This is a genomic window from Rufibacter roseus, from assembly GCF_001647285.1.
Lineage (GTDB): Bacteria > Bacteroidota > Bacteroidia > Cytophagales > Hymenobacteraceae > Nibribacter > Nibribacter roseus.
This window is the reverse complement of record NZ_LRML01000004.1, coordinates 265,242-290,379: the sequence shown is the minus strand read 5'-3', so window position 1 is coordinate 290,379 and position 25,138 is coordinate 265,242. Positions and strand designations below refer to the sequence as shown.

26 protein-coding genes are annotated in these 25,138 nt (G+C 46.2%); 10 read left to right on the top strand and 16 right to left on the bottom strand.

The genetic code is table 11. The features are described 5' to 3' along the window. Nucleotides 1-48: 48 nt before the first annotated feature. The 4 genes from A8O23_RS07585 to A8O23_RS07570 form a co-directional block, all read right to left on the bottom strand. Nucleotides 49-654: a hypothetical protein gene (locus A8O23_RS07585; RefSeq protein ID WP_153042114.1), complete on the bottom strand. Its 606-nt coding sequence runs from the start codon at nucleotides 652-654 to the stop codon at nucleotides 49-51. Nucleotides 655-885: 231 nt separating this feature from the next. Beyond that, nucleotides 886-1,764: a UbiA family prenyltransferase gene (locus tag A8O23_RS07580; RefSeq protein WP_066618976.1), complete on the bottom strand. Its 879-nt coding sequence runs from the start codon at nucleotides 1,762-1,764 to the stop codon at nucleotides 886-888. Between the two features lie 8 nt (nucleotides 1,765-1,772). Next, nucleotides 1,773-2,555 (bottom strand): hypothetical protein, encoded by a 783-nt coding sequence (locus tag A8O23_RS07575; RefSeq protein WP_066618973.1) that lies wholly within the window; start codon nucleotides 2,553-2,555, stop codon nucleotides 1,773-1,775. 120 nt (nucleotides 2,556-2,675) lie between these two features. Beyond that, nucleotides 2,676-3,101 carry a lipocalin-like domain-containing protein gene (locus A8O23_RS07570; protein WP_066619544.1) on the bottom strand — a complete coding sequence of 142 codons (426 nt, stop codon included), beginning with the start codon at nucleotides 3,099-3,101 and terminating at the stop codon, nucleotides 2,676-2,678. Nucleotides 3,102-3,217: 116 nt separating this feature from the next. Here A8O23_RS07570 and A8O23_RS07565 point away from each other — a divergent pair, with 116 nt between their 5' ends. Next, a complete protein-coding gene (locus tag A8O23_RS07565; RefSeq protein ID WP_239693362.1) occupies nucleotides 3,218-3,568 on the top strand; it encodes a LysM peptidoglycan-binding domain-containing protein in 351 nt (116 codons plus the stop codon). 247 nt (nucleotides 3,569-3,815) lie between these two features. On the opposite strand, the gene A8O23_RS07560 is transcribed toward A8O23_RS07565, so the two are convergent. Genes A8O23_RS07560 through acs form a run of 3 tightly spaced genes read right to left on the bottom strand, consistent with a single transcriptional unit; the run spans nucleotide 3,816 to nucleotide 6,705 of the window. Continuing rightward, entirely contained in the window at nucleotides 3,816-4,079 is a 264-nt protein-coding gene (locus A8O23_RS07560; protein ID WP_066618971.1) for a GNAT family N-acetyltransferase, read from the bottom strand. Between the two features lie 47 nt (nucleotides 4,080-4,126). Beyond that, on the bottom strand, nucleotides 4,127-4,750 hold the full coding sequence (locus A8O23_RS07555) for an FMN-binding negative transcriptional regulator (protein ID WP_066618969.1): 624 nt from the start codon (nucleotides 4,748-4,750) through the stop codon (nucleotides 4,127-4,129). A gap of 56 nt (nucleotides 4,751-4,806) precedes the next feature. Then, entirely contained in the window at nucleotides 4,807-6,705 is a 1,899-nt protein-coding gene (acs, locus tag A8O23_RS07550) for an acetate--CoA ligase (RefSeq protein ID WP_066618966.1), read from the bottom strand. A gap of 307 nt (nucleotides 6,706-7,012) precedes the next feature. Here acs and A8O23_RS07545 point away from each other — a divergent pair, with 307 nt between their 5' ends. After that, nucleotides 7,013-7,612 (top strand): ribonuclease HII, encoded by a 600-nt coding sequence (locus A8O23_RS07545; protein WP_066618964.1) that lies wholly within the window; start codon nucleotides 7,013-7,015, stop codon nucleotides 7,610-7,612. A 21-nt stretch (nucleotides 7,613-7,633) separates the two neighbouring features. Here A8O23_RS07545 and A8O23_RS07540 read toward each other — a convergent pair whose 3' ends face one another. From A8O23_RS07540 to A8O23_RS07525, 4 genes are all read right to left on the bottom strand, one after another. Then, nucleotides 7,634-8,173: a hypothetical protein gene (locus A8O23_RS07540; protein WP_066618962.1), complete on the bottom strand. Its 540-nt coding sequence runs from the start codon at nucleotides 8,171-8,173 to the stop codon at nucleotides 7,634-7,636. Nucleotides 8,174-8,387: 214 nt separating this feature from the next. Beyond that, the gene (locus tag A8O23_RS07535) at nucleotides 8,388-8,831 is read right to left on the bottom strand and encodes a response regulator (protein WP_066618954.1); all 444 of its coding nucleotides are present in this window, start codon (nucleotides 8,829-8,831) and stop codon (nucleotides 8,388-8,390) included. A gap of 46 nt (nucleotides 8,832-8,877) precedes the next feature. Next, nucleotides 8,878-10,371 carry a sensor histidine kinase gene (locus A8O23_RS07530; protein WP_066618952.1) on the bottom strand — a complete coding sequence of 498 codons (1,494 nt, stop codon included), beginning with the start codon at nucleotides 10,369-10,371 and terminating at the stop codon, nucleotides 8,878-8,880. 105 nt (nucleotides 10,372-10,476) lie between these two features. Continuing rightward, a complete protein-coding gene (locus A8O23_RS07525; protein WP_074988338.1) occupies nucleotides 10,477-11,091 on the bottom strand; it encodes a TetR/AcrR family transcriptional regulator in 615 nt (204 codons plus the stop codon). Nucleotides 11,092-11,511: 420 nt separating this feature from the next. Here A8O23_RS07525 and gcvT point away from each other — a divergent pair, with 420 nt between their 5' ends. Continuing rightward, nucleotides 11,512-12,606 carry a glycine cleavage system aminomethyltransferase GcvT gene (gene gcvT / locus A8O23_RS07520; RefSeq protein ID WP_066619530.1) on the top strand — a complete coding sequence of 365 codons (1,095 nt, stop codon included), beginning with the start codon at nucleotides 11,512-11,514 and terminating at the stop codon, nucleotides 12,604-12,606. A gap of 168 nt (nucleotides 12,607-12,774) precedes the next feature. Beyond that, nucleotides 12,775-13,482 carry a 2-phosphosulfolactate phosphatase gene (locus A8O23_RS07515; RefSeq protein WP_066618947.1) on the top strand — a complete coding sequence of 236 codons (708 nt, stop codon included), beginning with the start codon at nucleotides 12,775-12,777 and terminating at the stop codon, nucleotides 13,480-13,482. A gap of 275 nt (nucleotides 13,483-13,757) precedes the next feature. On the opposite strand, the gene A8O23_RS07510 is transcribed toward A8O23_RS07515, so the two are convergent. Both A8O23_RS07510 and dtd read right to left on the bottom strand, forming a co-directional pair. After that, entirely contained in the window at nucleotides 13,758-14,084 is a 327-nt protein-coding gene (locus A8O23_RS07510; RefSeq protein WP_066618945.1) for a nucleotide pyrophosphohydrolase, read from the bottom strand. A gap of 200 nt (nucleotides 14,085-14,284) precedes the next feature. Continuing rightward, nucleotides 14,285-14,737: a D-aminoacyl-tRNA deacylase gene (gene dtd / locus A8O23_RS07505; protein WP_066618942.1), complete on the bottom strand. Its 453-nt coding sequence runs from the start codon at nucleotides 14,735-14,737 to the stop codon at nucleotides 14,285-14,287. Nucleotides 14,738-14,963: 226 nt separating this feature from the next. Between dtd and A8O23_RS07500 the strand changes: the two genes are divergently transcribed. After that, nucleotides 14,964-17,669 carry a hypothetical protein gene (locus A8O23_RS07500; protein WP_066618939.1) on the top strand — a complete coding sequence of 902 codons (2,706 nt, stop codon included), beginning with the start codon at nucleotides 14,964-14,966 and terminating at the stop codon, nucleotides 17,667-17,669. Nucleotides 17,670-17,912: 243 nt separating this feature from the next. Further along, nucleotides 17,913-18,503, top strand: a complete 591-nt coding sequence (locus tag A8O23_RS07495; protein WP_066618935.1) for a YceI family protein — start codon at nucleotides 17,913-17,915, stop codon at nucleotides 18,501-18,503. 90 nt (nucleotides 18,504-18,593) lie between these two features. Here A8O23_RS07495 and corA read toward each other — a convergent pair whose 3' ends face one another. Next, nucleotides 18,594-19,808: a magnesium/cobalt transporter CorA gene (gene corA / locus A8O23_RS07490; protein ID WP_239693361.1), complete on the bottom strand. Its 1,215-nt coding sequence runs from the start codon at nucleotides 19,806-19,808 to the stop codon at nucleotides 18,594-18,596. 138 nt (nucleotides 19,809-19,946) lie between these two features. Between corA and A8O23_RS21690 the strand changes: the two genes are divergently transcribed. After that, on the top strand, nucleotides 19,947-20,648 hold the full coding sequence (locus A8O23_RS21690; RefSeq protein WP_192849036.1) for a hypothetical protein: 702 nt from the start codon (nucleotides 19,947-19,949) through the stop codon (nucleotides 20,646-20,648). A 75-nt stretch (nucleotides 20,649-20,723) separates the two neighbouring features. Here the strand turns inward: A8O23_RS21690 and A8O23_RS07480 are convergent, their stop codons facing one another. Further along, a complete protein-coding gene (locus A8O23_RS07480) occupies nucleotides 20,724-21,317 on the bottom strand; it encodes an IMPACT family protein (protein ID WP_066618932.1) in 594 nt (197 codons plus the stop codon). 72 nt (nucleotides 21,318-21,389) lie between these two features. After that, nucleotides 21,390-22,295, bottom strand: a complete 906-nt coding sequence (locus A8O23_RS07475) for a hypothetical protein (RefSeq protein WP_066619523.1) — start codon at nucleotides 22,293-22,295, stop codon at nucleotides 21,390-21,392. A 114-nt stretch (nucleotides 22,296-22,409) separates the two neighbouring features. Here A8O23_RS07475 and A8O23_RS07470 point away from each other — a divergent pair, with 114 nt between their 5' ends. The 3 genes from A8O23_RS07470 to A8O23_RS07460 all read left to right on the top strand — a co-directional run bounded on the left by A8O23_RS07470 (nucleotide 22,410) and on the right by A8O23_RS07460 (nucleotide 25,057). Further along, nucleotides 22,410-22,811: a sugar 3,4-ketoisomerase gene (locus A8O23_RS07470; protein ID WP_066618929.1), complete on the top strand. Its 402-nt coding sequence runs from the start codon at nucleotides 22,410-22,412 to the stop codon at nucleotides 22,809-22,811. Nucleotides 22,812-22,813: 2 nt separating this feature from the next. After that, nucleotides 22,814-23,779: a GNAT family N-acetyltransferase gene (locus A8O23_RS07465; RefSeq protein WP_066618923.1), complete on the top strand. Its 966-nt coding sequence runs from the start codon at nucleotides 22,814-22,816 to the stop codon at nucleotides 23,777-23,779. 165 nt (nucleotides 23,780-23,944) lie between these two features. After that, nucleotides 23,945-25,057 carry a DegT/DnrJ/EryC1/StrS family aminotransferase gene (locus A8O23_RS07460; RefSeq protein ID WP_066618920.1) on the top strand — a complete coding sequence of 371 codons (1,113 nt, stop codon included), beginning with the start codon at nucleotides 23,945-23,947 and terminating at the stop codon, nucleotides 25,055-25,057. Nucleotides 25,058-25,138: the final 81 nt, after the last annotated feature.

Here is a 25,138-nt window from a genome sequence, read left to right as displayed (position 1 = left end):
AAAATGAAAATAGAGTAACTAACAATGGATAACGATCAACGAAAAAAATCACCCGCCAAAACTACCATATCTAACTGCTTTCTTCTTTTCCGGGTCAAATACCAGCAGCCGTCCGTCTTCTTTGCCTAATAGATATTTGAAGCCAATAGTATTTTCCCGCTCCTGAAGTTGGTTCCAGTAGGAGAGAGTGACAAAAGCAGTATCTGGAGGCATATTAGCGGCAATGGCTGGTGTGACAAAATCGGCAGGTTGCACAAACTCTTCCATGCGCTTGATGATAAAAGCTTCACGTTCACGGGTAGTCGCAGCGGGCTTCTCCATTTCATTCACCAAAGCAGCCTCCAAGTCAGCAGCCTGAAAAACTTCATTATGTATAACGGTACCTTCGCGGGTGGTAATGGTGAATTGCACTTGTCCGGCAGTTATGGAATCGCCGCGTAGCAAAAGCCGGAAGTAGTCAGGTTGCTCAGGCTTTGAGAACGGATGGGTGCGTTGCACCACGTGAAGAAGCCGCTTCGTAGACACTTTCTCTCCGGTAGTGGTAGGAGAAGTGGTCGTAAAGTTTGGTTCGTCCTGAACAGTAGTGGTAGTATCAGTAGACTGCTTGCACCCTATCAAAAGCACAAGTAGCCAGAGTATTCTTGTTTTAAGCATGTTTTTAGAAAAGTAGCCTGTGAGCATGTTTAAACTTCTGATTTTGCGCTGCAACTTTCCATAACGAGAACCTGCCTTCGCACTTTTATCGCCTTCGTAGCGCTGCTACGAGGCTCAAAAACTGCTTCGTCAGAACCTCATTCTGGAAAAGTTTCGCCTGCAAACCAAAAGTTTAAACGTGCTCATAAACAAGTACGGGTACCAAAGGATGATGTTCTTCAGATAGAAGCTTTAGCTCCAGAAACGGAGCAGGCACATGAGAATGAACGCAAAGCTGAGACTGAGTGAGGAGACTTTGTTCATGCGCATGGTATTGTCAAAATTGGCGGCAGCTGCACTTTTCTTCACCTGCCAAACCCATAAGCTAAAGACGATCACCACCGGTAGCGTGGCAACCAGAAAAACAGCGGCATAAGTGAGTTCATTTCTGAGCCAGTAGGTATATAGTAACACCGCAGTGCCCAAAAGCAAACTGATGCCCGCAAATAAAAATGTACCCCAGAGGCCAAGTGTGAGGCTAAGGGTCTGGTCGCCCCGCTGCGCATCTTCTTTGTGCTGGTACACCTGGGTAAGCGGGTAGGAGCCACACAGAAAGAGGGTGCTGACCATAGCCAAAAGCAGGTTCGTTTTTTCTGATATACCTGCCTCTTCTGTGCCTATGCCTACTTGTACCATCAGAAAAGTAAACGCCCCTTGAAATACCACCACCACCAACGTGCTGATGATTGGGAATTTCTTCAGCCTGATTCCTTCATAACTATAGGCCTTAGAAATTAGCAGGTACAGGAGCACCAGGCCTGCAAAACTCCAAGACAAAAAAGCAGCTAGCACCACCGCCAGAATATCAAATGTGAGAACCAGCCAATACAGCGCCTCAGTTACTTTAGGTGGGTTTTTGAGGCCACCAATGCTGCCTTCGTCACGGTCATAGTAAGAGTTGTAGCCGTTGCTGGCTGGGTACACCAATATGTGCAGGATAAAGAAAACAGCTGCGGCTTTCCATATCTCTATTTCTGGCGTGGCACTAAGCGCGAACCAGAAGATGGGCATCAAGTAGAGCGAAAAAGGAATACGGAGCAGGCGCCAGGCCGAAGACCAGGAAGAATTCATGCCGCAGTTTACGAAGGATATCCGATTAAATACAACACTCCGGTTCCGCTCCAGTGCCGGGCTCTACCAATGTGCCAGGTGTAGTGGGGAGCGTCTAGCTGTTGTACCATTTGCCGAAGATGCTGGGGCGTGTACATTCGGAGCAAGGAAACGGTGCCGTCCCACACAGTACCCAAAGGAATAAGTGGTACTACATACGTGAAAAACAGACGGCTCCAACGGAATGGTCTTATGAATGGAGTAATGAGCAGAATCACCCAAGGAAAGATCAGCCACACCAACAACAACTCATGCCAGCTTTTACCGGCCCCCTCAAAAATGCCCACTCCCTGGCCTTGGTTCACGGCATCTTTCAGAATGGCTTGAGCAGTGATAGGCTTGAAGTGGTGAAACGCAGAGAAAATAGTTCTAAAGCCAGCTAAACTAGTTGGTACGGCGGTGGCGTCTACAGAATCTTTTTCATAAAGAAGTGCTCCGCCTGATGTTTCGTGAAGGTATTGGTATGAACTTATGTTTGGGAATTTATCAGTGAGGGTAATCTGAACGGGCTGGTCACTAAATTTTTGTAGCTCCCGCCATACTTGCAAGATGCCACCTCCTGAGCCTGAACATAAGTCAATTACATGCTGCTGCTTTTGCTGCTGTAAGGCTTGCGCCAGCAATGGTACTGTTGGTTTGTAGATGCCTAACTTAGTAATCATGAACCGTAGCACATCCATCATGCCCTGCCGCACCACATGCGGAAACCAAGTCTGGTCTTCCAGCTCAAACAGGTGCCAACGGAATTTCATGTTTAGTAAGTCGTTTGATTGAATAAGATTGTGCCATCTGGAGCTCGATACCAATGGCAACAGTAATAGAAAACCCGTGCAGGGTCTGGCAGCACGGGTTTTTATTCAATATACAAAATTTTATTGAGCCTCTAGTTCTAAGGTAGAACCATCAGGTGCCTGTAGTTTCAGGTTGTCCTCGTCTAGTTCTGTAACAGAGAAGTTTTCACTTACAGAGTTGTTGGCATAGGTAAGGCTCAGCGTTTTGGTCTGCGGATCATAGGTCCAGGTGCCATTATCTGACTGCGTAGCAGAAGTTTGGGTAAAGTTTCCGTTGGAAAAGAATTGAATTTGCTCCTGCTTTTCGGCCTTAGACAGTTTTTCTTTATCACCGACGGAGTTGGTTTCTTTATTGGCTTTCCAGACTTTGCTCGTAGAGCCGGAGATCATTTGGGCATTTCCCCCTTCATTGCTCTTGTTGCCACAGCTAAAAGAACCAATGCTTAGCAAGGTCATAAGTAAAAAGGTCAACAACCGGTTAGTTCCGGATTCAAAAATCACTTTCATAGTTCTAGTTTTTGGTATGGTGAACGCAGAATGCCTGTAGGCAAACCCGTTTTTCATACGCCATTTTTCTCGCACTGTTATAAGAAAAAATATAAACCTACTGAAGTAACGGGCGTATGAATAAAGACAATGGGCTAAAACAGCGCCAGACGCTGAAACCTTACGAAACTATGGGACTATTTGATTTTTTGAAGAAAGGGGAGGAGAAGCCGGTGCAACAACCTGCTGCCAAACCAACGGCACATACTACCACCGCACCTGCAGCGCAGGCTGCTCCGGCTGCTCCGGCTGCTCCGGCTGCGCATGACACCTACACCATTAAGAGTGGTGATTCGCTCTCAAAAATTGCGAAGAATTTCTACGGAGACGCACAGCAATGGCACAAAATACACGAGGCCAATAAAGACCAGATTAAAGATCCTAATCTGATTCACCCGGGCCAACAGATCATTATCCCGAGAGGGTAAACTTTTTGGTTTGTTTGTAGAGAAAAGAGTCTTGGCGCCTGAGTCAGGGCTCTTTTTCTATTAGAGCCTTTACGTAATGGCGTGTTTTGATTCTGAACTATATTTAGTAGTTGAACGAAGAAAGAATTTGCCGGGGATACAGTTCTGCTTTCAAGCTGTTTCCCGAAAAAAAGCCTGAAAACAGTAAGCCGTTCAAGCTGTTGTGGCAGTTAATTGAACGGCTTTCTGTTTCGTTATCGACCTGAATTTACTGTGGGTATCTTTCCAGATAACTGGCTACTGCCCGGCAAGTGGCTTTTACCTGCAGACCCTGCTCAGATGCATAATCTAGCCCAAATTTAATAAGCGTATTGGCATGGCCCTGGCCCCGATGCTCTTTTTCTATAAAGGTGTGCTGAAAGTCAATGGTTTCTGAATCGGGTAATGCATAGGCAAGCTCCCCAATTTCTGCCTGATCTAGCAGAGCCGTGAACTGCTGATGTTGTTCGTCGTGACGGATATTTAAAGGCATAACAAAGACTTAAAGTGTATGGCCGTTTCACCAACCGATTAGTAGTACTAATTCTGGGGTGAAAAGGTTGAGTCCATTAAGTGTCCGAGGGAAGCTACTGCGGTATTAGTACTTTGCTTAAGGTTTTCGGCAATGCGGTGGCGTTCATCTAAAGCTTTATTCTGGCTTAGCTTCTCTTTGCCTTGCAGCTCAGTTACTTCCACTTCAAAAGCCACAATTCCTCTTGCCATACGTTCTTTATACTCTAGGGGTAATTGTTGCCACTGGGTTAAATAGGTAGGTTCGTTGTTTATAATCATGTTTTCCAAAACTTCAAACACCGCTGCTGATGCCTCTATTAACTTTACCTGCCCGTAGGCATGAACCACTGCATAATTCCAGGTTGGTACATTCAGAGGTTTATTATAGAAAGAAGGAGAAATGTAGGCGTGCGGCTCCTGAAAAATAACCAACACCTCCTGACCAACTAGATTTTTCCATTGGCTGTTAGCCCGCGCCATATGCGAATGCAGTACCAGTTTACCCTCTTCACTTGCGTTAGCAGTGAAGGGTAGGTGTGTGGCGCAGGGCCGGTTCTCTTGTGTACTCACCAGCGTTGCAAACGGATAGGTACGGATAAACGAGAGTAGTTTTTCCGGGTCTTGTTGAAGGTAATGCGGCGGAATATACATAGCAGCTAAAATATGAACTGCAAATAGTCAAAATTCAAAGCATAAAAAAAGGGGCCTTAAAGGGCCCCTTGAATAATCTCGTCTACTACTGGTGGGTCAAGCAAGGTGCTGGTATCACCTAAATTAGAAGTCTCACCTTCGGCCACTTTTCTAAGAATACGGCGCATAATTTTGCCTGATCTGGTTTTAGGCAAACCGCTTACAATCTGAATTTTGTCTGGCTTGGCAATTTTACCTATCTGATCAACAATAGTTTCAATTACCTCAGCCCTTAAGTTTTCAGGGTTGGCGGGAGCATTTTCACCGGTTACCACAAAGGCATAAATTCCCTGGCCTTTTACTTCATGCGGGTAACCCACCACGGCACTTTCAACTATATGTTTGTTTTGGTTGATGGCATTTTCAATTTCTGCGGTGCCAAAGCGGTGACCAGAAACGTTGATCACATCATCTACGCGACCAATAATGCGCCATAGGCCGTCTTTGTCGCGCTTAGCGCCATCGCCGGTAAAATATAGCCCTTTGTAAGTGCTGAAGTAGCTCTGGCGGCAGCGCTCATGGTCTCCGTAGGTGGTCCGGATAATGCCCGGCCACGGGAACTTCATGCACAGATATCCTTCTTTTTCATTCTCGGTGATTTCATTGCCTTCCTGGTCTACCAACAGAGGTTGTATGCCGGGCAGAGCAAAGCCCGCGTGGCTAGGCTTCATGGGTGTAACGCCAGCCAGAGAGCTGAGCATAATACCACCGGTTTCAGTTTGCCACCACGTGTCTACAATTGGGCAGCGTTCTTTGCCCACGTGTATGTGGTACCAGTGCCAGGCCTCTTCGTTGATAGGTTCGCCCACTGAACCAAGCACTCTTAGAGAGTCAAGGCTGTAAGACAAAACGTGGTCTAAGCCAGCACCCATGAGCGAGCGGATGGCAGTAGGGGCAGTATAGAAAATATTGACTCCAAACTTATCTATTACCTGCCAGAATCGACCGGCATCTGGGAAAGTTGGTACACCTTCAAACATAAGAGAGGTAGCACCAGAGAGCAGCGGGCCGTAAAGCAGATAAGAGTGGCCAGTAATCCAGCCAATATCGGCGGTACACCAATAGACATCGCTTTCCTGGTATTGGAATACGTTCCGGAACGTGTAGTCTGTGTAGACCATGTAGCCTCCGCAGGTATGTACCACGCCTTTCGGTTTACCGGTGGAGCCCGAAGTGTACAGAATGAAGAGCAGGTCTTCTGAGTCCATTTCTTCGGCAGGGCAGTTTTTATCTACGTGCTCCAGTTCCTCATGGTACCACACGTCACGGCCTTCCACCATGTTCACAGCCCAACCTAAGCGCTCCACTACAATTACTTTTTCTACGGTGGGGCAATCGGCCACGGCCTCGTCTACCACCCGTTTTACCGGAATTTGTTTAGAGCCACGGTTAAGGCCGTCCGAAGTGAGTACTACTTTGGCTTGCGCATCATTAATGCGGTCAGCCATGGCGGTATGGGAGAAGCCCGCAAAGATAACAGAGTGAACAGCTCCAATTCTGGCGCAGGCCAGCACGCTGAAGGCAAGCTCCGGGATCATGGGCATGTAAATGCACACACGGTCACCTTTCTGCACGCCGTTGCGCTTTAAAATATTGGCCATTTGGCACACCTTCTCGTGCAGTTCACGGTAGGTATAGCGGATGTAACGTTCTTTGGGGTCGTTGGGCTCCCAGATCAGGGCTAGTTTGTTTCCGCGTTTCTCCAGATGGCGGTCAAGGCAGTTCTCAGTGATGTTCAGTTTGCCATTGACAAACCATTTCACATTTGGTTCCTCAAAGTTCCAGTCCAGTACCTTGTCCCATTTCTTGCGCCAAGTAAAGTTTTCAGCAATGCCGGCCCAAAACTCCTCCGGTTGCTCTACGCTTTTCCGGTACTCGTTCTGGTATTCTTCATAAGATTTTATTTGGTACTCCATGATGTTAGTTTAGTCGGTAAGGATTGAGATGCTAAATAAAAGATTTTAAAATGTAGGAGGCAAGAATTTTAGCCTAATGAACCGGTTCTGGCACGTTTTTGACCTGTTTTTTTAAAAGTAGGTCGAAAACAGAAGAACTATTTTGCTGTCAGAAACAAAAGAGGATGAGGTGTAGCCAATTTCTGTTGTTACACAAGTTCTATTATAAACGCCCGTAGCTAGAGGGTGGGTGTGCTTAGTTTTGAATAAAACAGAATTTTTTAACTTGGTCTTTTGTTTCATTGTGATAAAAAGAAATGCAGAACAAATGCTGATATCCAACCATAGCGGTAACCTTTTCGAGGCTGGTTTAGACGAAGCGGGGCGGGGTTGTCTGGCCGGGCCTGTGGTGGCAGCGGCAGTTATTCTGCCCCCAGACTATTACCATCCGTTGCTGAATGATTCAAAGCAACTCAGTGCCAAGCAACGTGATTTTTTACGGGAGGAGGTGTGCAAAGAGGCATTGCATTGGGCGGTGGCAGAGGTAAGTCCCCAGGAAATAGACCAGATCAATATTCTGAACGCTTCTTTTGCCGCCATGCACCGGGCGCTGGACCAATTGCCGGTTGAAGCGGAGTACCTTTTGGTAGACGGAAACCGATTCAAGCCTTACAAACAGGTGCCCCACGCCTGCATGATTAAGGGAGACGGTCGTTTTTTCAGTATTGCTGCAGCGTCTGTACTGGCTAAAACCCACCGCGATGAGCTTATGTTGAAGCTCGGGGAGGAGTTCCCTTTTTATGGTTGGGGGCAGAACGCAGGTTACCCCACCAAAAAACACCGCGAGGCCATTGCCAAATACGGCACCTCTTCGCACCACAGAATATCTTTTAGGTTGCTGCCTGAGCAAGGGGAGCTATTTGTGTGATAGTTAGTTGCCTGAGAAGATCTATCCTTTTTTCTGTTGATATTTTGTAGAGTTTTGGCTGGTTTTTAACCTCTTTAAATCATTCCACTTGTCCTGACTGGACAAGCCTAAGAGGTCTACAGCCTGTAAATAGCTGATTTTGTCTTTGAGGTAATACGATTTTATTTCATCTTCCATCTCCTGTAATCCACAGGCATCAAGCAATTGAAATTGTGTTTTAATTATTTGTCCATCACTAAGATGCAAGATCAGGTAATTCTGCACCCCTTGCGATAACGAGTTTTCGAAATACTCGGTAAGACCATTTCTCTTATATAAGCCTAACCAATCTGTACCTTCAAAGTTTATTTTAGTTATTAGGTCAATGGTGATGGTTTTTTCTGCTATTGTTATTGAATCATGTTCAAATGTAATAGAACCATTCAATTTGCCTTTGAGTGGTTTATACCTCCCAATACCAAGCATTGCACAAGCAATACCGTAAAGTAAAACACCAATTCCCACAAAAATTAAAATGTCGTAGGCTTGATGAGAATCAGGAAGGTTCGTTAAATACTTCATTACAGTTGTAATGAAAATCAAGAGTAGCAATAAGGAATATATTATTGCTGTTCTAGTCCAAATAAAAGAATGTGATTTGCTGTAAATGCTAAACTTTTTCACTTTCCTATAAACTAAATTTATCACTAATCTTCAGGACTTTCCATTAAGCCATAAAAGCGTTTCGGGCCTGTTTTTACCAAAACAGCAGCTTTTATGCTATAGGTAGTGTTTTTTACTGTGGTTTCAGTTTGAGCAGGTCAAGAAACAGGCTGAAGCTGTCTAAGCTAGAGGCGCCATCGTTGAACGTGTCAAAAGTAAGGGGCTTTACAATATAGCCGTTTACGCGCAGGTTCTGTGCCGCGAAGCGATCAGAATCTTCGTTGGAAGTGGTCATAATGAACACGTTCAGGTGGGCCAAAACCGGATCTCTGCGGATTTCCTCTAAGAACTCAATACCATTCATTTTGGGCATGTTGATGTCCAGCAAAATAATGGTTGGCAGCGGATTCAGTTTTGGTGTGCCTGGTTCCCCGCGTAGCATGGCCAGAGCCTCACGGCCGTTTTTAGCCTTGTGTAGTGGCACCATTACCTTGATTTTGCGCAATTCACGCTCTACGCTCATAGCATCAAGATAATCATCTTCCACTAACAAAATACTATGTTGGGATTCACTCATATAATCAGTGTTTTTATACTAGGTTAAGGTCAAAATTAGAATTTAATCAATTATCTGACAACTTTTGTTTAGGCCAAGTAAAGGTAAATACAGATCCTTTGCCTAATTCAGACGCCACATTGATAGTTCCGCCCCGGCGTTCAATGATTTTTTTGACAATAGCCAGGCCTACTCCGGTGCTTTCTACGGCATCACGCTCCTGTAAGGTTTGGAAAAGAAGAAAAATCCTGCTGTGGTACTCTTCTTCAATGCCTGGGCCGTCATCTGCCACAGAAAATTCATGTGCCACTTCTAGATCTCTATACCCAATCGTGATGTTTCCTTTGGTATCATGGTGGTATTTAATGGCGTTGCTCATAAGGTTTGAGAACACCTGCTGCAACTCTACTTTGACAGCGTGCAAAACAGGCAGCCTCTCCGGAATATGAATGTTGAAACCTGTAGGCGGGTTAATCATGTCTATAATTTCATAAAGCAGGTACTGCACATCTACGGTTTCTTCTTCTAAGTTAGAGCGACCAATACGTGCCAAAGCCAGAATACCGTTGATTAGGTTCTCCATGCGGTGCACACGTATGCGCATCATCATAAGATACTCCTGTACGTTTGTGGGGAGTTCCTTGCCCATGTCTTCCTCTACCCACCGTGAAGCGTTCTCAATGCCACGCAGTGGGGCCTTAAGATCATGTGACACCACGTAGGCAAACTGGTCTAGTTCTTTGTTTTTGCTGTCTAGTTCGGTAAAGGTTTTGTCAATGGTGAGCGCCATTCGGTTAAGGGAGTCAGAAAGGCGGGTGAGTTCATCGTTTTCGTTGTCTTCAATCTGGGTTTTGTATTCGCCGTACGAAATTTTGTCTGCCAGATCCACCATTTTCATGATCCGGCGTGAAATAAGGCGGGTAATGTAGTAGGCCCAGCCCATGCCCAGCAGTACTGAGAAAACAGTAAGGGTGGTGGAAACCCGGCGGGTGTCAGAAATACTTTGTTCCAGTTTGGCCTTACGCTGCTCGCGGCGGTTGAACTCAATAGCGTTAAAGTCTTTGAACAAGCTACGGATGCGGTCTGTGAGCCGTTTCCCTTCTTCGTTCAGCACGACAAACCCATCTGCTCTTGGCGTGATGCGTCCGGCCCGGAGGGTGTCTAAGGTTTCTTTCTCTTTTTCAGAAATAAGCAGCTCGGCAAAGTCATAGCGCCATTTGCGGTGCGTTTCCTCAATTTCAGTTATACGCGCCAATTGTTCTGGCTTGTCATCAATATAGGCTTTAATGAGTTCAAACTGTCCTGGCAGGGTGCTGGCCGAGGTGGAATAGGGCTCTAGATATGCTTTGTCACCAGTGAGCAGATAACCTCTAAGACCGGTTTCCATGTCTACCAAGCTGCGCTGAAGGGCGGCTGAGGTACGGGTGGTGTTCATAGATTCCGCCACAAACTCAGAGTTGGCAATCACGTCTTCAGAAAGCCTGAAGTTCACAATGGCTACCGCCGAGAAAAGGAACGAGATTAAAACAAAGCCCGCGAAGAGCTTGGTTGAAAGATTCATTTGGGTGAGGCTAAGGGTTCAGATATAAGCCGTTTGTATACACACAAACAGCCGAATTACCCATGCAGGTAAGGCGGCTGCACAAAAATAAAATTTTATTTAAACCTACACGGCCAATTCACGGTAGGTGAATTCTTCTATCTGTTCCTGCCCCAGAGGGGTAGCGCAACCTTTCAGGTAATACACTACTACCAGCTTGAACAGCTCTTGGTAATTGAACGCATATGCAGGGAACAGGTGGGGGTTGAGCAGTCCCTGCAAATGATTAATAAACAGACGAACCACCATTTCAGAAGGAAGGTCGGCCTGCAGATAACCACGGCTTACGCATTCTTTCAAGAGCGGGTTCAAATAGTTTTGAGAAAGTTTCCGCATAAAGAGCTGTAGCCTGCCCCAAGCCCATGGGTAATGGTTTTTAAGGTCTTCTACAAAAGCGGGGCTGAAGGAATATACCTCTTCTAGTGAGAGTTGGAGTAACTGAAGCAAGGCTTCTAAAGGGTGTTCAGCCTCGGCAACAACTAAATCTGCCACGGCTTGCCTTTTCATAATAGACTGCAGTATGCACAATTGCACAAGTTCTCTTTTAGAGCTGGCTATTTCGTTCAACGTACCCCTTGAGATATCTAACGCTTCTAATAAATCATCGGTGGAGATATTTTCAATACCTTTCTGCTCAAACAGTACCAATGCCTCATGTAAAATAGTCTCCTTAAAACTCATGCCTCCCCCAGTTTTTTACCTATGCCAATTCTTTCCACATAACTGCATTCTTCCACCATTCTTTTTGCTTAAACTGGCTTGTAGTAGCAGAATCATACAATTATTAAATTGTACGTAGCAGCTGAAGGATGAGTTGTGTTTGTTTCTGATAAAAAACTGGCTTATTTTAAGAACTACAGCTCTAGCAGAGTTTTGCTTTAGACGGTGCGGGTTTTAGTTGACTGTTTCTTTAGCTGTACCCTTTGCATTTGCCTTTAAGCCAGTGGCTTATAAATATAACTTTTCTGCTTTTCTGTTTGTAAGAAAAAAGTAGGAGTGCAATGGCTTCTTTGCCAGAACTTGTTAGTGCAGTCATTTAAAATGCTCAGCTATTTCCGTACTTTTGCGGCACAACATCTTACTGATCTTAACCTGCTATATATGGAATTAAAGAAAATAGCGCTGAACGATGTGCATGAGGCCTTAGGTGCCAAAATGGTGCCTTTTGCTGGTTATAACATGCCGGTACGGTACTCATCTGACCTTGATGAACACCACACGGTGCGTAAGGCAGTGGGTATTTTTGATGTGTCGCACATGGGCGAGTTTCTGGTGTCAGGGCCGCAAGCGCTTGATTTAATTCAGCGGGTAACTTCTAATGATGCCTCAAAGCTAACACCAGGAAAAATTCAGTATTCTACTCTGCCTAACCATGAAGGTGGTATTGTTGACGATCTGCTGGTGTACTGCCTGTCAGAAAATGAGTACATGCTGGTGGTAAACGCCTCTAACATTGAAAAAGACTGGAATTGGATAAGCCAGTTCAATTCCAATGGCGCGGAGCTGCAGAATATTTCAGATGAGACTTCTCTTTTTGCCGTGCAGGGGCCAAAGGCGGTAGAGGCCTTACAGTCACTCACGCAGGTTGACTTAGCCAACATGGTGTATTATACCTTTGACAAAGGCGAGTTTGCCGGAGTGCCAAATGTAATTATTTCGGCAACGGGTTATACCGGTTCTGGAGGGTTTGAGATCTATGTGCCGAATGAAAACGCCAAAGAGGTGTTCGAAAAAATCATGGAAGCCGGTGCCCCGTTTGGCATAAAGCCCATTGGCTTAGGTGCCCGTGATACGCTGCGGCTGGAAATGGGCTATTGCCTCTACGGGAACGATATCACAGATACCACCTCTCCTTTGGAGGCAGGTTTAGGCTGGGTGACCAAGTTCAGCAAAGATTTCACCAACGCCGAGAACCTGAAAGCCCAAAAAGAGCAAGGCGTCTCTCGTAAGCTTGTAGGTTTTGAAATGCAGGAGCAAGGTATACCGCGTAGCCATTATGAAATTGTAGATGCCCAAGGCGAGCAAATTGGGGAAGTTACCTCCGGCACTATGTCTCCTAGTTTAGGTAAAGGTGTAGGCCTGGGCTACGTGAAAAAAGAATTTGCTGCCCCCGGCACAGAGCTGTATATCAAAGTCCGGAACAAGCAACTGAAAGCACTGGTAGTTAAGCTGCCCTTTTATAAACCAACCCTTTAGGTAGTTCTGAGTCATGAGTCAAGAGTCCTGAGTCAGATAATTCAATTTGCACGACTTTTGACTTAGAACACTTGGTGGCGTTTTGGTGCAGTTTTCAAGAAAACAGCCCCAAAACGCTTAATTTTAAATGACTCAAGACTCAGAACTCAAGACTCAGAACTCCTTAAAATGCCTTCCATTGACGTTTGTTTTAGCCCTACTTTGCTGCCTTTGTATGCATTAGAGGGTAAGATTGCCGTGGCCGTAGACGTGCTGCGGGCTACTTCCAGTATGGTAACCGCGCTGGCGAACGGAGTAGAACATATTGCTCCCGTAAGTGAGCTGGAAGCCTGCTGGGCTTTCAAAGAGCAAGGTTATTTAGTGGCCGCCGAACGTGATGGCATAAAGGCAGATGGCTTTGACCTGGGCAATTCTCCTTTCCATTATTTAGAGGAAGATGTGAAAGGGAAGCGTTTGGCTATTACTACCACAAACGGCACACAAGCCATCCGCCTTTCCCGCTCAGCTGATGAGGTGATAGTGGGGGCCATGGTGAATGTAGGTGCCGTAGCCGAGTATCTTAAAAAAGCAGGCAAAGACGTAGTAGTGGTTTGTGCGGGCTGGAAAGGTGTTTTTAATCTGGAAGACACCTTGTTTGCCGGTGCCTTGGCTGAGAGGTTACAAGATTCTTTTGAGTTGAACCACGATGCCACTCTGGCGGCTTACCACCTGTACCAGACCGCTAAGGCAGACTTGCTCGGTTTCTTGTCAAAATCATCTCATGTGCAGCGGCTAGAGCGTCTGCATATTCTTCCCGATATAGAATTTTGCCTGGAAGAAGATAAGTATGATGTTGTGCCGGTGCTGCAGGGAGATTTCCTAGTTAAGGCAGAGTAGCTGTTGCCTTGTTTAAGGGCTGATTTCTGAAAAGAAGCCTGAAAACGGTGTGCTTTACTGGCAAAGTGTGTAAAAAAGCCACACCATTTGCCCGCAAGCTCTAGCCAATTGTTCAGGAGATAGGTAAAAAGTTTTTCTTAAATAGACCTAGGCTTCAGCCTAGGGGAATGAACATCAAAAGTTGGCTTTAGCCAAAAGACTACTGTTTTGGCTAAAGCCAAGGCCCATTCAATTTCAGGTTTATTTGAACAAGCTCAAAATACTGCCTAATTGACTTACCGCAGCTTCGGGTTGTTCTGGTGCCGGTCTTTATCTCGCTTGGTGCGCTTTTCCATTCCTTTGGCGAAGGCTTCAGTAAGGTTCACTCCAGTTTGGTTGGCCAGCGTCAGCAATACAAATAAAACGTCGGCCATTTCGGCACCTAAATCCACTTCCTCGTCACTCTTCTTGAACGACTGATCTCCGTACCGGCGGGCAATGATACGAGCCACTTCCCCCACTTCCTCGGTTAATATGGCCATATTAGTCAGCTCCGAGAAATACCGAACGCCTACTTCCTTGATCCAGGTATCTACTTCTTGTTGCGCCTGCTCTATCGTCATTTTTAGAATTGTTGATTGTTAATTGTTGATTGTTTTTTGATCGTTAATTGCTGAATAATTATTTTGACAACTTCCGTTCTTGGGTAAATTTTGTAAAAAGAGGCCAAAAACGGAAGTTGTCAAAGACATGCTGCTAACTCTTATGATTGAAACCTACTTGGAAAGGAATAACAATCAACAATAAGCAATCAACAATTAAACTACTCTCTATTTTGTGAATCAATGGTAATGGTGACGGGGCCGTCGTTCAACAGGCTTACCTTCATGTCAGCGCCAAAAATACCAGTGGGTATAGGTTTGCCTAAAGCACTCTGCAATAGAGTATGAAACTGCTCATACAACGGAATGGCAACGGCCGGCGGTGCGGCGTTAATGTAAGAGGGGCGGTTTCCTTTTTTAGTGTTGGCGTAAAGCGTGAACTGGCTGATTAGCAGAATTCCGCCGTTAACATCTTGCACACTCAGGTTCATTTTGTCATCAGCATCAGAGAAAATACGCAGTTGGGTAATTTTTTTAGCCGTCCACTGTAAATCTTCAAGGGTGTCAGTAGGGGTGAAGCCTGCCAACACCAACAGCCCCGTTTCAATCTGCCCATTTACCTTTCCGTCAATGGTTACCGCTGCCTCTGTAACCCGCTGTAGTACTACCCGCATGTATTTTAAAGTAAAATGAGGGGCTAAAGTAAGAAGAGTTAGGCAATCAAAGGCAAGAATATAATGGGGGCAGGGCGGAAATGAAAGGTGTCAGTTGGGGTGAACTTAGTTCTGTAGAGGCATTCGCGCCAGCACATTAGAAGAACAAATACATGGAAGCGCAGCTTTTTCCGTTATTTTTGTAAATCTTAACCTCCCGGCTTTTGCCCGGGGCTAAGTTTTCAGGATGCCGAAAAAGACGATTCTCTTATTGTGTGGATTGGTGGTGCTGGTGGCGCTGGGTTTCTACGGCTTTTCTAAATGGTCAGAGGCACGCGCAAAAGTGGATCTTTGGACCTTGGTGCCCGATGATGCCGTTTTTGTGGTGGAAACTGATCATGCACCCCGTTTGGTAGAGCACCTGAAACGCACAGACCTCTGGGGCACCCTCACCCAAACACCGTATGTGCTGCGCTTAGAAGACCAACTCACCCTGTTAGACAGTCTTTCCTCTGGCAGATCACAACTACGTAATTTCCTGGACCAAAAAAATATTCTGATGTCTTTGCACGTGTTGGGCAAAGCAGAGCAGGAGCTGGTTTACTATGTGCCCGTAAATACGGTGGCCGAACACCGTTACGTACGCACATTGGTGGAGAACTTAGGCAAAGCCGATGAGTACAGGCTAGACACCCGCGACTATCAGGGTTACCAGATAACTGATGTCATCTCTGAGACAAACAATAATAACAACCTTACTTACTTCAGCTACCATAATAATTTGGTGATCAGTGCCAGTTCTGTGCTGGTAGAAGAAATTGTCCGGAAAATAAATCGCGGGCAGCTGGAGTCGCCAGCCCAAGATTACAAAAACACCAACTACCTGAGCCAGCCCGATGTTTTTGCCAATGTATTTATAAACTACCGGCATTTACCGGATCTTCTGAATACCTTTCTGAAAGAAGACCTGCGAGACGATGTGAACATGCTTAGCAGCCTTTGCCGCAACAGCATGCTGGGTTTGAAAATACAGAACAACCGTCTGTTCCTGAATGGCTTCTCAAACCCTGAAACGGTAGAAGGTGCCCTTTTCGGTCAAATGGATGGGCACAAACCCAAAAAGCTGATGCTGCGGGAGTTAGTGCCAGCCAGAGCAGCCCTGTTACTGCACATGGGGCTTGACCAAGTAGGGGCGCTTCGGCGGGAACCGGGTAAAGCGGCCGCCACCTTTATAGACACATTGGCGAACTCCTTTGCCGGCGAACTGGGTCTCTGTTATCTGGAGGCGCATGACATTCGTACCTCAGCCGAGAAAGTTTTGTTTGTGCAATCTGGTAACCCAGCGCTTTCGCAAACTATGCTGAACCGAATGCAGCCAGGCAACTCAGCCGGAACCCAGGAGAAGCACGGAGAGAATATTATACGGTTACTGACGGTGAAGGAATTGCCGCAGCAGCTGTTTGGTCCTATGTTCAAGGGCTTTGAACAAACCTACTACACCACCGTGCGCGACTACCTGCTCTTCACCGACGATGTAGCCACCATGCGCACGCTCCTGAATGATATTGACGTCGGAAAAGTGTGGAGCAAATCTGGAGCCATGGAGCCCATGCTGGAAGAAATGCAACAGGAGAACAATCTTGGGCTTTTCATCAATACTCCCAATGCCTGGAATCTCTTGCTCCGGTCGGTTAACAAAGAAAGCCAAAGCAAGCTGATGGCAAATAATTCAGTCATCAAGAAGTTCAACTCCTTTACTTTTCAGTTCAGTGCCGCTGAAGACCAATATTATACTAGCATTATTTTGCGGCATCAGGAGGAATCTGGCGTTAAGGCAATTTTAGCCGACCAAGGGTTGTGGCAAATTGAAACCTTTGATCTGAAGTCGCAGCTGATTTCTAAACCTTTTCTAACCCAGCACCCCATTGACAAGAGCGATGAAGTAGTGGTGCAGGATTCGGCCTTTGTGCTACATGCCATTGGAGCACAGCAAGGCAAGCGGAATTGGTCAGATTCTCTCAGCAGCAAAGTGATTGGTTCTGTGCAGCAGTATCCGTACGGGCCCAATGACCGCCTGACGTATTTCTTTGCTACCTCCAACAAAATTCATTGCGTAGACCGGAACGGCCGGGCCTTAGAAAATTTTCCATTCAATCTGGGGGACTCTACCCGTCTGCAGCACCTGAACGTTTTCGACTATGATAAAGCCAAAGATTACAGATTAGTGGTAGATGATGCCTTAGGCAATGTTTTCATCATGAACATGGAGGGAAACCTGCAGCAGGGGTGGGACCCCAAGCGTTTAGAAAGCAGGCTGGCGTCGGCTCCTCAGCATTTCAAGGTGAACGGCCGCAACGTGATTCTGGTAGTGTTGGAGAATGGCTACATCTATGCGTTTAACAATCAGGGCGAGGCTTATCCGGGTTTTCCTATTTACCTGAATACAAACCTTAAATCTGAAGTGTACGGCAGGGTGGGTATTTCTTTCCGTCGCTCAAACTTTACCTTGGTTACCCAGAGCGGAGAAGTTATCACCTTTGATTTAACCGGTGAGATTACAAAAAGGGAGCAGTTGGTTCGGCCAGACCGGCGGAGCGCCTTTAAAATGGTAGTTGAACCAAATGGCAAGTCCTATATCATTGCCCGTACTGACCCTGGCCGGGTTGCCCTGTACAGCCAAGATCTGCGCCTGCTACTAGACCGCAGGTTTGTTACCTCATCGCCTAAAGAGGTGCAATTCTTCCATTTCGGGGGAGACAGGCAGCTGTATGTCGTCACAGAGACTGGCCCTGGGAAGGCCTATCTATTTGACGTACAGGCAAAATTACTGGGGAAAGATCCAATTGATACCCACTTTCCGGTAAGTGTGCGGTATGATGAAGTAAAAAATCAATACACTGTTTTCTCAACTGACCAACAAGTGGTACAGAAGACAATTGTGCAGGGCAGGTAGTATTTGTAGGGGTTTTCAAAGGTAAAATGTCCACTTCCCCCTTTAGTTTCATGCATAGCGGTTTCCCTGACCTCATTCATTTCTAGCCTGTTTTGCGCAAAACAAGCCTAAAACAGCATCTTCCATGAACATCTATTTCAAGTGAATGTGACTGTGTAAAATTTTTTTTTCAAAAAATTACGTGTACATACATTAATTGTTTATACATTTGCATCGTCATTAACATTAAGACACAAAAAGAAAATGAAACTTAGAAACACAGTAGTAGCAGTGTTGGCAATGCTGGTAGTATTTGCCTTTGCTGGAAAAGGAGTTGATTACAAAGTGGTGAAAAACCAGTCAAAAGTTACCTGGACGGGTAGCAAAGTAACTGGTACACACACTGGTGGCATAAGCATAGCCGATGGAAAACTGAACAGCGACGGAAAAAACATTCTGGGCGGTTACTTTGAGATCGACATGAACACTATTACCGTAACTGACATTACTGACAAAGAAATGAACGGTAATTTAGTAGGCCACTTGAAGTCTGATGATTTCTTTGGAACCAGCAAGTACGGTAAGTCTACTTTGGTGATCAATAAAGTAACTCCAGCCGGTAAAGGTAAAGTAGTGGTGAATGGTGATTTAACCATCAAAGGAATTAAGCACCCCATCACTTTCCCGGCAACTGTACAGCATGTGGGTAACCAAATCAAAGCTAACGCTGACATCAAAATCGACAGAACCAAGTATGACATTAAATACGGTTCAGGCAGCTTCTTTGACAACCTAGGTGATAAAGCCATCAGCAACGAGTTTGTGCTGAACGTAAACCTGGTAGCCCAGAAATAATTTAATTGACCACTGCTGGCGTTTGATCAGTAATGGTCAATTTACAAGGCGTTTTGGGTCTGTTTTAAGCAAAACAGACCCAAAACGCCTTTATTCGTTATTGGTAAGCCAGCCTTTTCGGTAAAAATAGTATACCATACCGCATACTACCACAGCCATAAAACCAAGCAAGGTAACATAGCCGTACGGTTGGTACAACTCCGGCATGTTCAGCGGATTCACGTTGCCGTCCAGACCTTCGCGGGAGAAGTTCATGCCGTAAAGACCTACAATAAAGCTTAAGGGAATGAAGATGGTAGAGATGATGGTGAGCACTTTCATGACCTCGTTCAGGCGGTTGCTCACGTTAGAGAGGTACAGGTCTGAAAGGCTGCTGGTGGTTTCTTTGTAGTTGTCTACCAGATCCATAAGCTGAATGGAGTGGTCGTAAACGTCTTTGAAGTAAATCTTTAATTCTGCCGGAATAATATCCTCCTCCATGCGCAGGAGCTCGTTGATCTTGTCCCGCTCCGGCCATACAATGCGGCGTACTTTTACCACCTCACGTTTTAAGTTTAGAATCTGGCCCAGCAGTTTTTTATTCGGATTGTCGAACAGGCAGTCTTCCAGCTCCTCGGCATAGTCGCCAATTTTAGCCATGGCCGGGAAATAATAGTCCATCACCACATCTAGTATGCCGTACGTGAGGTACATGACCGGCCGTTTCCGGATAGTACCTTTACCTATGCGCATTCTTTCGCGCAGCACCTCCAGGCAGTCTACGTAGTCGCTTTGCAGTGTGAGTACATAGTTGGGTCCTGTGAACAGAGACAGTTGTCGGTCCTCTAACTGGTGCTGCTCATTAAAGTCTATCATGCGCGAGACAATGAACAACCGGCCGCTTTCCTCCTCTACCTTTGGGCGCTGGTACTCATTCAGCACGTCTTCCATCTGCAGCGGGTGAATCTGAAAATCTGTTGTTATCTGCTCTAGTAGCGCAATGTCAGCGTAGCCCCGCACATCAATCCAATGTTTTACCTCTGGGTGTGCCCTGAAAGCAGCTAACAACTCAGGGTAAGAAGAGTACTCCTGCTCATGAAAAAAATCATGGGCATATGAAAACAAGAACAGACGCGGAGCAAAGGCGGTATCGGGTACCGAAAGGGTGCCGGGCCGCTGACCAACTTTTCTTTTAAGGGTATTTTTTCGGAGGGCTTTGTGCAGGGTAGAGTCGGTCATGGAGCGGTTAGAGGTAATAAGCTTTTCCTGTAGGTGCAGATAAACTGGTGTTATGCAGGCACGCTGCGGGAAAGTACGCAAAAACATAAAATAGTTGCCAGTTTTAGATTCAGGATGTTCAAAAGGAAGTTTGACTGCAGGTGAGTCTGCATAGAACTCTACCTGAACGCCCTCGTACTACATATAAGCCTGAGGTAAAGGCACTTTATCTAAAGTTTTAGCAATATGAGCGAGAAAGACCCAATCAAAAACCCGGTAGAGCGACTAAAGACTGCCGCCACAGGCATGATGAGCAATATAAAAACTAAAACCGTGGGTGAAGCGGGTGAACAACCTACACCCGGAATTGTAGATGCCGATACGCTAAACGCTGTTACGGAAGGCTGGCCGGCCATGGCGCAGAAAAGCAAAGAGCAGATGATGGAGAAATACGGTCCGCCAAACGAGGCCATTCCTAGCCGGTTGATCTGGTATAACAATGGACCCTGGAAGCGCACCATTGTATACCGAGATGAGATCCCCCATAATTTTCCACAGCCGCACTCAGACACTTTGGAGCAGGTAATAGATTACCACGTGCCTATTGAGAAGTTCACAGAACTAGCCAAGTTTGACGGCAGCGTGATTGTGGAACGTACCAAAGGAGAAATATCGGCGCGTTGTGATATGGAAGCGGCCAATATTCTGGCCCTAAACCTAATGCATGAAATTGTAACCGGAAAGCTTACCGCTGAGCAAGCCCGTGAGAAGTACTCTGAAGTAACAGCCGCCTTCGTGATGAACCGCCCCGCCCCATATGCTGAAAAGCTGCAGTTTGAACTGCCAAAAGGCAACACCATGGACGTAGACGAAGTCACTTTTACGGATGAACTGATGAATCAGGTAAAAGAGAAAGTAAAAGATATTACAGGGCAGAACAATGATTGATACATTATAATCAGAAATAAAAAAAGCCCCAACCTTGCAAGGCTGGGGCTTTTACTTTAAAGTAGCCAATTAGGGCTATTGATTCCCTAAGCTTCCGAAGTTCTCAAATTGCTCTGCTATCTGCTGTGCCATACTAGTGCGCACTTCTACCGTCAGTCGGCAATCTAGCTGAAAATCTTGCTCGCGGACAGGCAGGTCAAAATCTTTCACTATCCTCATAATATCGTTCATTTGCTCGTAAGCAAACTGCACCGTCACAAAGGTTGTTTCGTGGCGTTCCTCAATTTCGGCTTGGGTCAGGGCATCAGCGGTGGCAGTTCTATAGGCATGTATCAACCCTCCCACGCCCAGCTTAGTGCCACCAAAATAGCGGATCACCACCACCAATACATTACTTAAACCAGCAGATTTTATTTGACCCATTATCGGGTCACCAGCTGAATGGTTGGGCTCACCGTCGTCGTTGGCGCGGTAAAGAGCTTTGTCTGCTCCCAGTAAATAAGCATAGCAATGGTGGCGGGCATCAAAATACTCCTTCCGCAGGGCCTGCAGAACTTCTTTGACTTCTTCCTCTGAACGGACCGGATAGGCCTTGGCGATAAACTTGCTGCCTTTCTCTTTGTACAGCCCCTCCACGGGCGCGACAATGGTGCGGTAGGTGTCCTCCATGTAAGGCAAAGATAAGAAGCTTTCAGAAAAACCAGAGACTGCCGTTTTTGGCCTGTTTTTTTAAAAGTAAGTCTAAAACAGAATCTGCACCACTTCCTGATAAGAAATGAGAAGCAGGGCCGTAACGGCCAGCAGTAAACCAAACCAACCCGACTTGGTCAGTCGCTCCTTGAAAAACAGCATACCACCCAGTGTGGCCACTAGAATAATGCCTATGTTGTTAACAGGGTACAGAAAAGCTCCGTCGTTCTGGAAAGCGGAGAGGGCTTTCACCAAAAAATAGATAGAAAAGAAGTTTGGTATACCCAGGCCAATGCCAGCCACTAAATTCTTCTTCTCAAACGGCACCTTTTTTACAATAACTTGGTACAACAACACCAACGAACCGATGGCAGCCGAGGCGGCAAAGGTAGAGATGGTGAAGGCTCCAGCCTGTTCAGGTTGTAACAGCTGATCATTGGTGTAATTGATGATAACATCTCCCGCGCCCGCGGAAAAGAAGACTATAACTGGCAGTGCCCAGTCCATTAGGCTAAGAGAGCCAACTTCTTCGGTTTTGCTTCTGCGCGAAGTAACTACAATGGCCACTAAGGCCAGCGCCATGCCCAGGTAGTTCAGGAAAGTATAATCTTTGAGCGTATTCTGTAAAATGAGCAGACTGAACAGCACCGGAATGACCAATGAGGTTTTCATGGCTACCGTGGCCGCTGAAACACCAATGCGTTGCGTGGTGATGGCAATCAAATAAAAGCCGCCAATAAAAAGAGAGCCCAGCAGCCAGCTAGCCCACATCCAACTGGCACCAATATTCTGAGTAATTATTGGCAGCGCCGATTGATCAAACAAAGCCCCCGTGAAAAGACAGATCACGTAGTTGATCACAATGGCTTGAAACGTGCGGATGCGGTACACCTGGTACAGTTTAAAAATAAACACCAGCAACGCGTTAAACAGAATGCAAAGAATAAGGTAAAGCATACTTTCTAGAAAAAGGGCAGCAAAGATACCAAAAGGAATGGCATACACTGTGTTTTTGCAACACATGCTGCGTTAGCTGTCACCATTCCGGCAGGTTTACGTAACTTCGGGCACATGAAATATCCTGCGCCGCACCTTATTTCTTTTTTACAGCTGACAGATGCTACCGGCACGCTGGTCACCACTCAAGATGAAAATAACCTTCCTTTTGAAGTGAAAAGAGTCTTTTGGGTATACGGTACCCCAGTAGGCAAAGTGCGGGGCGGCCACGCCCACCGCACCACCCAGGAAGTTTTAACGGTAGTGAACGGAAGTGTGCGGGTAGAGACACAGCATGCCGAGGGGCAGCAGGTGTTTGAACTTACCACGCCTACCCAAGGACTATATATTCCGCCTTTGTGCTGGATTAAGGTACAACCCTCTGAAGGAGCGGTGATCTGCTGCCTGACGTCTACGTTGTATGATGAGGCAGATTATATAAGGCAGTATGAGGAATTTCTGCAGTTGCTGAATTAGCTATGGAAATGCTGCCTTTCCCAGATGAGCGGTACCAGTTGGTATGCCTGACGTCAGAAGCTGAATTGCCACCCCTGGCCTTTGATCTGTTCCTGTACCTACAGCCGCAGCATGTCAGGTTTCAGAACGGGCCATTTTGGCGCATGTACGCTTTGTTGCAAGAGAATAGAACCGTGGCGCTGGCTCATGTTTTTGTAGAGAATGAAAAGGCATTTTCGCCTTGGCGGGCACCATTTGGCGGCTTACAGTTTTCTCCTGATTTGCCTGGAGATGTGGCAAAAGTTTTGGTTTACCACCTCCACCAGAACCTGCGGGAGCAGGGGGTGACGCAGGTGGAATGGTTGCAGTGCCCTGATGTCTACAGTTCTAAAGAAAACATGTTGGTCAGGCAAACCCTCTTAGAGATAGGTTATAAAACAATATACGAACAGCGAAACCATCATCTGCAAGTAAGTCGCGCGGCATTCACAGAACTTCTTCATCCTTCCGCTAAGAGGAGGTTGCAGAAATGTTTACGCGCAGGTTTTACGGTACAGCAGGAAGGCATTGAGCAATTGCCGGAGGCTTATCAGTTATTGCAGGCCTGCAGATCGGAGAAGCAAAAGCCTCTTTCGCTATCGTTTGAGCAATTAAACCAGTATTTTCAGCAGTTCCCGGAACAATATCAATTGTTTACGGTGCGCTGCAACGGAGAATTGGCTGCAGTTGGGGTTACAGTGCAGATCAACAAGCGTATTTTAAATCACCTGTACCCAGCTAGCCCCACTTCTTTTAATACCTACAGCCCTACTATTTTGCTTACTCAGGGAATTTATGAGTACTGTCGCCGCAAAGACATTGAACTTCTGGATTTAGGAGTCTCCGCCCCGCCACTTGAGTCTGAGGCGGACTATCAAGGGCTTTTCACGTTCAAAGAACGTTTAGGAGGAATAGTGACTTGGAAACCTACTTTTCTGTTTATGGAGTGACTTGGAGGAAGTGATAACTCTTGTTTTTGACTTCTTTTCGTAAAATCAGCTTGAAAACGGGTAAGAGATGTTTAGATTTAATTTCTTCCTAACTTCACTTATAAATCATTCATTACATCAAGGTTATATTCCCACATCCATTCAATTACTCCTTCGCCCATTTAAATGCAGGTTCCATTCTTTACATTCCGAGATTTTCCTACTGGTTTGCAAGATCAAATAGAATCGGCATTGGTAAAGGAAAGCAGAAGAAACCAATTCATCTTAGGCACCGCAGTCACAAAGTTTGAGCATAGCTTTAGCGAGTACTTGGGAGGCACAGAAGTTGTTGGTGTGGGGAACGGATATGATGCGCTCTCTATTAGTTTGCGGGCGTTAGGTGTTGGGCCGGGAGACGAAGTAGTAGTGCCATCTAACGGTTACATTGCCACCATTAATGCCGTACAGCAAGTAGGTGCCACACCTGTTTTTGCGGAGCCTGAGGCACAAACCTTCAACATTACAGCCGCTACCGTTTTACCCGTGATTAGCGCACGAACAAAAGCAATACTTCCCATTCACCTATACGGTCAGCCTTGCCAGATGAAGGAGTTACTTACCCTCTGCACCGATAAAGGGCTGGAGCTGGTGGAGGACTTCGCCCAGGCACACGGCGCCAGGTACAAGGGGCAAACCGTAGGCACTTTCGGGAAAATAAACGCCACCAGCTTTTACCCAACCAAAAACCTAGGTGCCTTAGGCGACGGCGGTGCAGTTACTACTTTTGATCCGCAATTGGCAAATTGGGTGCGGCAATACCACAATTATGGACAAAGTGAGAAGTACCAATACGCCATGGCTGGTATAAACTCCCGCTTAGATTCTGTACAGGCTGAGGTACTCTCAGTTAAATTACAGCACCTTAACAGCCTGAACCAGGAGCGGCAACGGCTGGCGCAAGTGTACCTTCAAACTTTGAGGGGAGTAGGTGACCTACTGCTGCCGGTAATTCCTGAGCCAGATATGGAGCACGTGTATCATTTGTTTGTCATCAGAACTCACTTCCGGGATGCACTGCAACAGTATTTGAAAGAGCAGGGAATTTCCACGCTGGTGCATTATCCAGTTCCGCCGCACTTGCAGCCGGCCTATCAGAATTTAGGTCATCAAAAAGGTAGTTTTCCGGTGGCTGAAGAACTGGCCAAAACTAGCCTGAGCTTACCGTTGTTTCCGGGCATGACGGAACAGGAGCAGCAATTTGTCATAGAGCAGATAAATGCTTTTTTTGAAAAAGTATAAAGATCTCACCTGCTACTACTGCACTTCTGTTTTAGACCTGTTTTCTGGAAAACAAGCCTGAAATAGCTTCTGCAGAGCGTG